The following is an 11,193-nucleotide window of genomic DNA, read 5'->3' on the forward strand; positions in this document are numbered from 1 at the left end:
GACAGGTAACAGAAATAATGAGTGTCACTACCGAGCCTATGCCAACGGTGAAACAGCAATCAAATAACAGCGGTGTAAAAGCCCATTACCAATATATTTTACGCCGCCGTATCGTGATGATGGTGTCCATCGTCTTGGTTATCGGTGCTTCCCTGGTATTAGATTTTACTATAGGGCCATCAGGTTTATCTTTGCAGTCTCTCTGGCAGACTTTAGTGTCACCAGATAGTGTAGATGCGGGTACACGGGTAATTGTCTGGGATATCCGTTTGCCATACGCTCTGATGGCGGTAGTGATTGGCCTGTCTCTTGGGCTGGCTGGCGCGGAAATGCAGACGATTCTGAATAATCCATTAGCAAGTCCCTTTACGTTAGGTGTTTCTCAGGCGGCTGCATTTGGTGCTGCGCTGGCTATTGTGTCAGGTATTGGTATTCCGGGCGTGCCTGACCAATGGTTCATCTCTGCGAATGCCTTTATTTTTGCTTTGCTGGCCGCGTTGGTGTTGGATGGTATCACCCGTTGGACACGTGCTGCCACTTACGGCGTGGTGTTGTTTGGTATTGCGCTGTACTTTACTTTTGATGCACTGGTTTCCATGATGCAGTTTATTGCAACTGAAGATACCCTTCAGGGACTGGTACTCTGGACAATGGGTAGCCTTGTCAGAGCAACCTGGGTAAAACTGGGTGTTATGTTGCTGGTATTTGCAGTTATTTTTCCGATTTCAATGATGAATGCCTGGAAATTGACAGCGTTGCGTTTGGGTGAAGATCGGGCCATCAGTTTTGGTATTGATACTCGTCGCCTGCGTTTGGGGACATTATTGCGTATCAGTATTCTTTCCGCCTTAGCAGTTGCATTTGTTGGGCCAATCGCCTTTATCGGTTTAATTGCGCCTCATATTGCTCGTATGATATTTGGTGAAGATCACCGTTTCTATTTGCCTGCCAGTGCACTGATTGGTGCATTAGTACTGTCTTTGACATCGATTGTATCGAAGAACTTGATCCCAGGTGTCATTATTCCGATTGGGATTGTTACTGCATTGGTTGGGGTTCCATTCTTCCTCAGTATAATTTTACGTTACAGGGGGAATGTATGAAGCAGGGATTAACTATCAGCAATTTTTCTGCTGGCTACCCGAAACATCCGGTTATTGAAAATCTGAATGTTGCTCCGTTACCTCGCGGGAAAATTACAGTACTGTTGGGGCCAAATGGCAGTGGTAAATCAACACTCCTGCGTTCGTTGGCTGGCTTAAATCGCGCCAGTGGGCAGCTTTGGCTTGACGGGCAGGATTTAATGAAAATGAACTTTGCAAGGAGGGCAGAAGATGTGGTTTATTTGCCACAAAGTTTGCCTGCTGGTGTTCATTTACATGTGTTGGAATCGATTATTGTTGCTCAACGGGCGTCTGGTGGACGTCATTCTGAAACAAATGAAGAAGAAGTGATGTCTTTATTAGGCCAGTTGGGGATTGAACATCTGGCGTTATGTTATTTAGATCAGTTGTCTGGTGGTCAAAAACAGTTAGTTGGATTGGCACAATCGCTAATTCGTAAGCCGACATTATTATTATTAGATGAACCACTTAGTGCACTGGATTTAAATTATCAATATCATGTAATGGAACTGGTTGCACAAGAAACGTGTCAGCGTAATATTATTACTGTCGTGGTCGTGCATGATATTAATATCGCTTTACGTCATGGTGACCATATATTAATGTTGCAAAAAGGTCATTTAATTGCGGAAGGAATGCCTGAGCAGGTTATTACTCCGGACAGTTTGGCGCAGGTTTATGGTGTCAGAGGTAGAATTGAACACTGTTCTCAGGGCATTCCACAGGTATTAATTGATGGATTAGTTTCAAAGCTAGCCAGTTAGAACCAATTCTAATGACTTTGTTGCTTACAATAAAATAGGTTTAAAAATTTGTCATTTTTGTCTGGGCAATGCTCATACCCACTCTTTATTACTACAAAGAGTGGGTAATAGAATAATTGAATAAGATAGATTATCTGAATTAATAAGAATATTGGCTTATATTTTATAGTAATAAGATGTAAGTGAATCTAATAAAACAAAATAATAAAACTATACAGGGCTGAATATTTTACCCCTGTTATTTTTGAGCATATGTTAATTATCCATTTTTATAAATGAATAAATCATGCTTATGCCCAATGGATTTCAAGATGCTTCGCGACGGCAAGGGAACGAATCCCTGGGAGTATAGATAACTATGTGACCGGGGTGAGTGAGTGCAGCCAACCAAGAGGCAACTTGAAAGATAACGGGTATATATTTCTTGGAGAATCGGGAATGGGTATTTTTAATAAAAGAAAAATCGCGTTAGGGGTTATTGCTGCAATTTCATCTGGTTCTGTTTTTGCTGCCAGTAGTAGTAATGACACAATTATTGTGACTACAGCATCAGGCTTCCAACAGAAGATTGAAGATGCGCCAGCATCTATTTCTGTGGTGAGCCGTGAACAATTAGAAACCAAAGCTTATCGTGATGTGACTGATGCATTGAAAGATGTACCGGGTGTTGTTGTTACAGGTGGCGGTAGTAGCAGTGATATCAGTATTCGTGGTATGGCGTCTAAGTATACGATGATGTTGATTGATGGGAAGCGTGTTGATACTCGCAATACTCGCCCAAATAGTGATGGTTCTGGTATTGAACAGGGTTGGTTGCCACCATTGGCGGCGATTGAACGGATCGAAGTGGTGCGTGGACCGATGTCTGCTCTTTATGGTTCTGATGCTATGGGTGGGGTTATTAACATTATTACTCGTAAGCCACAGAAAGAGTGGAAAACTAGTTTCCGTACCGATACTACGTTAACTGAACGTAAAGATTCAGGTAATAGTTATCAAGGTAGTGTTTATTCTTCAGGTCCAATTATTGATGGATTACTGGGTTTGAAAGTCAGTGGTCTGTATTCTCACCGCAATGAAGATAAATTTGTTGGAGGGTTTAAAGAGCAGGAAATGCGTAACGGCTCTGCAACTTTTTCTCTGACGCCTGATGATCAAAATACTTTTGATTTCGAAGCGGGTCGTTATGAACAGGATCGCAATACTACTGAAGGCAAATCGTCTCGTGGTGACTCAGAAAAAAACGATTATAACCGTAACAATTACTCTATTACGCACAATGGTATTTATGATTTCGGTACCATGACTTCATATATCCAACATGATGATTCACGTAATCCAGGGCGTGATATGAAGTACCAGGATACGGTATTTAACAACCAAACGGTTTTCCAGCTGGATGATCATACTCTAAGCGTGGGAGGGCAATATCGTTATGAAAACTTACATGGTGGTGACAATTTATTGGCTTCGGCTAATGGCATAGACAAATTAACTCGCTGGAGTTGGGCACTATTTGCTGAAGATGAATGGCAAATGACTAATGATTTTGCCCTGACTGGTGGTATCCGTATGGATAAAGACGAGAATTTTGGTAGTCATTGGACACCCCGTCTGTATGGTGTATGGCATGCTGATGAACAATGGACGATTAAAGGTGGTGTATCTACTGGTTACCGTTCTCCTGATTTACGTCATGCTGCATCAGATTGGGGGCAAGTTACAGGAGGAAGCCCCAGGGTAATTGATGGATTTAGAGAAAAACCGGGCATTATTGTTGGGAACCCAGATTTAAAGCCAGAAAAGAGCTTTGGTCAAGAGATTGGTATTATTTGGAATAATCGAGAAAACCTTAATGTTGGTTTGACAATATTTAATACAGAATTCAAAGATAAGATCACTGAAATTAACCGCTGTACTGATCCAAGTGGTGGGAAAGATAAAAAGTGTAAAATTGGTGATAACGTTTATAAGTTTATCAGTGATCGTATAAACGTACATAAAGCTAATATACGCGGTGTAGAAGCGACAATGAACTGGGATATTGTTGAAAACTGGTCATTGGCTGCAAATTATACTTACACTGATTCAGAACAGAAGAGTGGGACAAACAAAGGAAAACCTTTGAACAAAATGCCTAAACATATGGCGAATGCGACTCTGAACTGGCAAACCTTACCGGAAATGCAAACCTGGGCCCGGGTAAACTTCCGTGGCAAAACTTCAGATTATTTAGGACGTCGTGAAAAAATGAATGAAGGAACACCGTCCTATGCCTTTGTAGATATTGGTGCTAGCTATAATCTGACTAAAGATCTACGTGTGTTGGGTGGGGTATACAACGTATTTGATAAACGTGTTACTGAAGAAAATTATGAAGCACAACTGGATGGTCGTCGCTATAACATTGGTATCACCTACGATTTCTAATAAATAATTCTTATTAAATGTGTGTTAACCCCCTTGCCTGTTTTTGGCAGGGGGTTTTGTGTTTGCTGAACCCATAAAAACTGAGTGGTAATTCGTTTTGTATTGTGCTAAAACTTAGCGCATGTCAAAGGAATGTATATGACATGGTTAAATTCCATAGCGTAATCAATATGTGTAGTAAAAAATAATGAACTTTTAGTGCGGCGAGTATTGCTATTTTAGGTCTTCAAGTGCAGAATTCGCCCACTGGAAAATAACTGATGCGTTTATATGTGTCGGTTATTTTTTTTGCTTTGACTTATTTTTTACTATACCCAATAGATTTCAAGTTGCAGTGCGGCGGCAAGTGAACGCATCTCCAGGAGCATAGATCACTATGTGACTGGAGTAAGTTAAAGCAGTCAACAAAGCAGCAGCTTGAAAGATGAAGGGTATATACCAAGAGGCCGGATTCTGAGCCGGATAGATAATTGGCCCACGTGCAACCATAATGAGAATGGGTTGCCGTAATGAGGAACGCTAATATGGAGCAATTATTCTCTATCGCACTTGTGCCAATCGGCACATGCTGCTGCATCGATGATTATGGAGCATTGCGCTCTATGTATAATCCAGCCTCTAACTCCACTGTCTATTCTGCCTATAGGCAGAAGCGAAGTCTTCCCAGTAACTGTCGATTAAGTAGTGATAAAACACGAATCGGAGTTATGGGAGGTTTCGCTCATGTCGCATAATACTGAAATTTCAATTGGCACCAACCAAACTGGTGCGAACAATCGTGTTCAACTCAGAAAAACACTGACCTTAGTTCAAGTGGTGATGATGGGGCTTGCTTATCTGCAACCTATGACTATCTTTGATACTTTCGGAATTGTTTCTGGTTTGACTGATGGCCACGTAGCGACATCTTATGCTATTGCTCTGATCGCAATTCTATTTACCGCTTTAAGCTATGGGAAATTGGTAAAACGCTTTCCATCTGCCGGATCTGCATATACTTATGCACAAAAATCTATCAGTCCGCATGTTGGCTTTATGGTAGGTTGGTCGTCGCTACTAGATTATCTGTTCATGCCAATGATTAACATCTTATTGGCGAAAATTTATCTCCAGGCCATTTTTCCTGGCGTAGAACCGTGGATTTTCGTTGTAGGGTTGGCATTATTGATGACGGCCTTTAACCTGCGTGGTATCAACGTTGTTGCTAATCTTAACACCGGTATTGTTATTGTTCAGGTTGCAATAATGGTTGTATTTGTGGGTTTGTTGATCCACGGCGTATACAATGGGGAAGGTGTAGGAACTTTATGGAGTGTAAGACCTTTTACCTCTGAAGATGCTCATTTAATCCCGATGATTACTGGGGCAACGATTTTGTGTTTTTCGTTCCTTGGGTTTGATGGTATTAGTTCGTTGTCCGAAGAGACGCCGAATGCAGGCAAAGTGATCCCGAAAGCGATCTTCCTGACAGCATTAATCGGTGGTGTTATCTTTATTATCGTTTCTTATTTTTTACAGCTCTATTTTCCTGATATCTCCCGGTTCAAGAACCCGGATGAATCTCAGCCAGAAATTATGCTGTATGTAGCGGGTACTTTATTCCAGTCCATTATTCTGGTGTTCTCTTGTGTCACCGTTTTGGCTTCTGGTATGGCATCTCACGCGGGGGTTTCGCGTTTGCTCTATGTTATGGGGCGTGATGGCGTATTTCCTGAGAAAATATTTGGCTATGTTCATCCGAAATGGCGGACTCCGGCAGTCAACGTATTGTTGGTCGGTATCGTAGCGCTGTCTGCAATCACTTTTGATCTGGTGACTGCAACGGCTCTGATTAACTTTGGTGCGCTGATAGCGTTCACTTTTGTAAACCTATCGGTTATCTCTCAGTTCTATATCCGTGAACGTCGTAACCGTACATTGAAAGATACAATCAACTTCCTGGTATTACCTGTTATTGGTGCCTGTACTGTTGGGGTGTTGTGGATGAACCTGGAACAGAGTTCTATGGAATTGGGTCTAACCTGGGGAGCTATTGGTCTGGTTTATATGGTATTCCTGACCCGTCGTTTCCGTCAGCCGATGCCCCAGTGTTCTGAAATGATTTAGTATTAAGTTTGAAAAAGAACAACGGTACCGAATTTGGTACCGTTTTTTTTTGGCTATTGGCTATTGTTTCCAATTTTGCCGCAATAATGCAGAAGAAGGATCTGAGAAAAGAAAACAGCGATGCTGCTTGCAGATAAGAAAAATTCCGGCAGTAAATAGGGAAAAACAATCTATGCTCTGAGAGGTAATTATAGACTATTAAGGAAGAGACTATGAATGATGTAAAGACCTCGCAAAATCAGCAATTTATTACTACCCTGACCAATATTGTCGGTAAATCTCATATCCTGACTTCTCCTCATAAGACTGAACGCTATCGTAAAGGTTTTCGCTCAGGTCAAGGCGAAGCCTTAGCCGTTGTATTTCCCGGTTCGCTGATAGAACAGTGGCGTGTGTTTAAAGCCTGTGTTGAAGCGGATAAAATCATCTTGATGCAAGCAGCTAATACCGGTGTGACCGAAGGTTCTACCCCGAGCGGTAATGATTATGACCGTGACATCGTGATTATCAGCACGTTGCGCATGAATAAAATACAAATTCTGAAACAGTGTAACCAGGTAGTAGCGTTGCCGGGCAGTACATTGTGGCAACTTGAACGTGCGTTAAAACCACTGGGGCGTGAACCTCATTCGGTTATCGGTTCTTCCTGCATTGGTGCTTCTGTGATTGGTGGTATCTGTAATAATTCAGGTGGTTCTCTGGTTCATCGTGGTCCAGCCTATACCGAAATGGCATTATATGGGCGAGTGAATGAGAGCGGTGAGCCAGAATTGATTAATCATCTGGGTATTTATCTGGGAGAAACACCGGAAGAGATCCTCTCTTGTCTGGAAGAACGGAGTTATAGTGACCAGGATATAGAACATGGTCAACGCAAAGCGTCTGATTATGAGTATGCCCAACGAGTACGTGACGTAGATGCTGATACGCCATCTCGTTTCAATTCTGACGAACGTCGTTTATTCGAAGCTTCAGGTTGTGCTGGTAAATTGGTTGTGTTTGCTGTCCGGCTCGATACTTTTCCGGCAGAATCTTCGTCTCAGGTATTTTATATCGGAACCAACCAAACTGATGTATTGACGGAGTTACGTCGTCATATGTTAGCCAATTTTCGTAACTTGCCGGTGGCGGGTGAATATATGCACCGGGATATTTTTGATATTGCAGAAAGCTACGGTAAAGATACTTTTATCATGATTGATAAGCTTGGTACTGATAAAATGCCGGCCTATTTTACCTTGAAAGGGAAAATGGATGCGATTTTCAACAAGATTCCATTTTTACCTTCTCATCTTATCGATCGCATAATGCAAGGATTGAGTCGTTTATTTCCTTCCCACTTACCTAAGCGTTTGAAAGAATATCGAAATCGCTTTGAGCACCATTTGATATTAAAGATGTCTGGTGATGGGGTTGAGGAAGCGAGAAATTGGCTAGAGAATTATTTCAGCCAAGCGGAGGGGGCATTCTTTGCCTGTACGCCGGAAGAAGGTGTTAAAGCGTTTCTGCATCGCTTCTCCGCTGCTGGTGCGGCGATCCGTTATCGAGCCATACATAGTAACGAAGTGGAAGATATTCTTTCGCTTGATATTGCTCTGCGCCGTAATGATCGTGAATGGTTTGAACAGTTACTACCAGAATTTGATGATGTATTATTGCATAAACTTTACTGTGGGCATTTTATGTGTCATGTATTCCATCATGATTACATTATAAAAAAGGGTGTGGATATACACGCATTGAAAGAAAGAATGATAGAAATCCTCGATCAGCGCGGTGCGGAATATCCTGCGGAACACAATGTAGGTCATCAATATAAGGCTAAACCTCAGCTTAAGGCTTTCTATCGGATGACCGATCCTACTAACACTCTCAACCCAGGAGTTGGGAAAACATCTAAGCTGAAAAATTGGAAAGGAGAATTTTAATGCCAGTATTCTCAACATCATGGCAGTACGAAGAGGATTTGAGTCTGTGATAATTTCCCTTTGGTCAATTGAGAGGAAGGCGAGTATGAGTTACTCGCCGATCTATGTTTGTCTATTATCGGTTTGATTATCCAGCCAGTTTTACTGCATATTCCATCAGTGCTTTAAGTTGATGACATTTTTCTTCATTGCTTTGATGTTCAATAAAGAGCTGCTCGATGATAAAGATATATTCACTGAGTTTATCCTGGGTTAATACGTCCTGACGATGTCGTAGCCAGCGCTGTTGTTCATCATAAGTTAGAGTAGAAGGGTAATTTCTGGCACGATAGCGAAATAACAGAGTCTTAATTCTCGGATCCTGGAAAGTCAGGTCTAAAGCAGGTAAATTTTGCGGTAATGTTTCACGGATAATATTCATCGCTGCTTTATCTGCATCACTAAAGAAGCCATTATATAGCTTAGCGTCAACATTATCTGATTCAGGGAAAGATTCGGTCTGAGTAAACAGTTCGACAACTTTTTCTCTGATTTGTGGATTATTTCGTAGAATAGCCAGATTTCTTTCACAATGATCACGATCCAGTCTAAGACGTTCAGCATCTTCTGTTCGTAAGGTATTATCAGGTGCGATTATCGGGCATTTATTAATATGGACCAGTTTAACAGGGACTGGTGGTTGATCTGGTAGTAATTCATCGTGACGGGTATACAGGCGTTCGCGCAAAGCATCTGCGTCCAGTTCCAGCAATGGTGAAATATCTCCTGCCAAATCACACATAATGACGGCATTCCGGTTTATCGGGTGCCATGCAAGAGGAGCAACCAGGCTGGTATTGCTACGTGTTGCGCCAAACATACCAGAAACATGAACTAATGGTTTCATTTGGGGGATATCGATGAGATTGCTGACTTTCTGTTTATTTCTTAATTGGAAGAAATAATCGAACATCCGCGGTTGGGCTTTTTTAAGCAATTTTGCCATTGCAATTGTGGCGTAAACATCGGACATAGCATCGTGAGCATGTGAATGTTCAACACCATTTGCTTTGGTCAGATGTTCTAGTTTAAAACTGGGCAGACCATCGTCATTTTCGGGCCAGATAATACCTTCGGGGCGCAGGGCATAACAGGCACGCAGTACATCAAGTAAATCCCAACGGGAATTACCTTTTTGCCAGCTATAAGCGTATGGGTCATAAAAATTGCGGTAAAAAATATTCCGGCTGACTTCATCATCAAACCGGATATTGTTATAACCGAGAATACAGCTATTCGGCACACTGAATACATTGTGAATTTGTCGGGCAAATTCCGCTTCATTGACGCCTTTTTCCAGGGCAATCTGAGGCGTAATTCCCGTGATCATGACCGCTTCTGGCTGAGGGAGATAATCATCGGCAGGTGAACAGTAAATAACTAACGGCTCTTCAATGATATTGAAATCCATATCAGTGCGGACACCGGCAAACTGAGCAGGTCTGTCCAGTGCTGGATGTTTACCGAAAGTTTCGTAGTCATGAATGTAGAAAGTGGGTTGTTCGCTGCTGTTTTTCACTGTTGTTCAATGTCCAATCATGTTAATTATTTGTTTCTTCTGCTTTTTTAGAGAAGGGAATAATATTTTTTCCAGGAATATGAGTAATTATTGCTTACTATCTTAGAGAATCCATGCGATTGCAATATCATATCCATATCTTCCTATTTTCTGCGCCACAATGGGATGTCAGTTATTAACGTTTTTGGGGCTTGTAGTAAATGATTGTATGTTTTTAGACCATTTATCCTTGACAATATTGATCTGCCTACTACAACATGCAGTGAAGTATTGAAAAGATAAATGAGGTGAATATGTCAAATTTAATTTATTTAATGGTTAAATGTCAGAGCGTTAGAGGCATATGAAGAAGATCGTGGTTTATTTAATAAGATATTTAATGAATTCTCCGCAGGACTGGATAAATGATGATGACGATAATAAGTATATTGATGAGAATCGTGATGCATATAATTCAAGGGATAATTGGTGCGGTGTGTGTATTTTCAGTTATGGGATTAGTTTATTTTACCTTGATGTCAACATTAGAAAATCGATATCAGTATGCGATAGTTGCAGGTACATGCCTGGCATGTTTTCTTTTACTATATAACAGAAAAAATAAAAGAAAAATGCCAATTGTTTCAGTAAGTGTTAATAAGGATATAAGCGATAGAAATATTGGGAGGGATTATTACCTACTGTATTATATCAGGTCACCTCTTTTACCAACTAATCACGAATGGATTCATCGGTAAATAAACTATTAAACAGAATAAACCGGATATGCAGTACCTTGGTAATTTCCAGGACACTAAAATAGAAGGGTGTAACCTCCTGTTATATCCAGTTTTTTAAGGGTAATTAATTTCTTGAAAATGCTCATTAAGACGTTCAAGATATTGATCTTTTAAACCCGTTTCATATTGGATTCTTTCAAGCAAATTAGCTCTATTGACACTATAGAATGGCCTGATAGGAATCTCATTTCTGGGATGGGTTATTTTTATAATTGGAATTTTTGTTCTACGGGCGTAACCATAAGAGATTTCATAACCATCTAAATCAAAAGGGATTTTTTTCATCACTTGGCCTAATCTAATCTTCGTCATGTTTTTCGTCAATTTTAATACTGTTTCAGTAATAAGGAACCTTTTATTTTATTATTAAGATAAACATCACAAATATAATTATTTTTATAAGAAATTTAACTAATAAACTAATAAACTAATAAACTAATAAACTAATAAACTAATAAACTAATAAACTAATAAACTAATAAACTAATAAACTAATAAACTAAT

7 protein-coding genes are annotated in these 11,193 nt (G+C 40.5%); 5 read left to right on the plus strand and 2 right to left on the minus strand.

Annotated features, from left to right (window positions below; genetic code table 11):
- Window positions 1-17 precede the first annotated feature (17 nt).
- The 5 genes from BO26_RS14605 (at window position 18) to dld (ending at window position 8,352) form a co-directional block, all read left to right on the plus strand.
- Window positions 18-1,103 carry a FecCD family ABC transporter permease gene (locus tag BO26_RS14605; RefSeq protein WP_036772572.1) on the plus strand — a complete coding sequence of 362 codons (1,086 nt, stop codon included), beginning with the start codon at window positions 18-20 and terminating at the stop codon, window positions 1,101-1,103.
- A complete protein-coding gene (locus tag BO26_RS14610) occupies window positions 1,100-1,888 on the plus strand; it encodes an ABC transporter ATP-binding protein (protein ID WP_036772574.1) in 789 nt (262 codons plus the stop codon). The genes BO26_RS14605 and BO26_RS14610 overlap by 4 nt, the downstream gene beginning before the upstream one ends.
- Window positions 1,889-2,326: 438 nt before the next feature.
- On the plus strand, window positions 2,327-4,318 hold the full coding sequence (locus BO26_RS14615; protein ID WP_036772576.1) for a ligand-gated channel protein: 1,992 nt from the start codon (window positions 2,327-2,329) through the stop codon (window positions 4,316-4,318).
- Window positions 4,319-5,041: 723 nt separating this feature from the next.
- On the plus strand, window positions 5,042-6,424 hold the full coding sequence (locus BO26_RS14620) for an APC family permease (protein WP_036772578.1): 1,383 nt from the start codon (window positions 5,042-5,044) through the stop codon (window positions 6,422-6,424).
- Between the two features lie 212 nt (window positions 6,425-6,636).
- A complete protein-coding gene (gene dld / locus BO26_RS14625; RefSeq protein WP_036772581.1) occupies window positions 6,637-8,352 on the plus strand; it encodes a D-lactate dehydrogenase in 1,716 nt (571 codons plus the stop codon).
- Window positions 8,353-8,479: 127 nt separating this feature from the next.
- On the opposite strand, the gene sbcB is transcribed toward dld, so the two are convergent.
- Window positions 8,480-9,910, minus strand: coding sequence for an exodeoxyribonuclease I (sbcB, locus tag BO26_RS14630; RefSeq protein WP_036772582.1), 1,431 nt, complete (start codon window positions 9,908-9,910; stop codon window positions 8,480-8,482).
- Between the two features lie 833 nt (window positions 9,911-10,743).
- On the minus strand, window positions 10,744-11,001 hold the full coding sequence (locus BO26_RS14640) for a hypothetical protein (protein ID WP_157835563.1): 258 nt from the start codon (window positions 10,999-11,001) through the stop codon (window positions 10,744-10,746).
- Window positions 11,002-11,193 lie beyond the last annotated feature (192 nt).

Origin of the sequence: Photorhabdus australis DSM 17609, assembly GCF_000711895.1 — a bacterium.
Taxonomy (GTDB): domain Bacteria; phylum Pseudomonadota; class Gammaproteobacteria; order Enterobacterales; family Enterobacteriaceae; genus Photorhabdus; species Photorhabdus australis.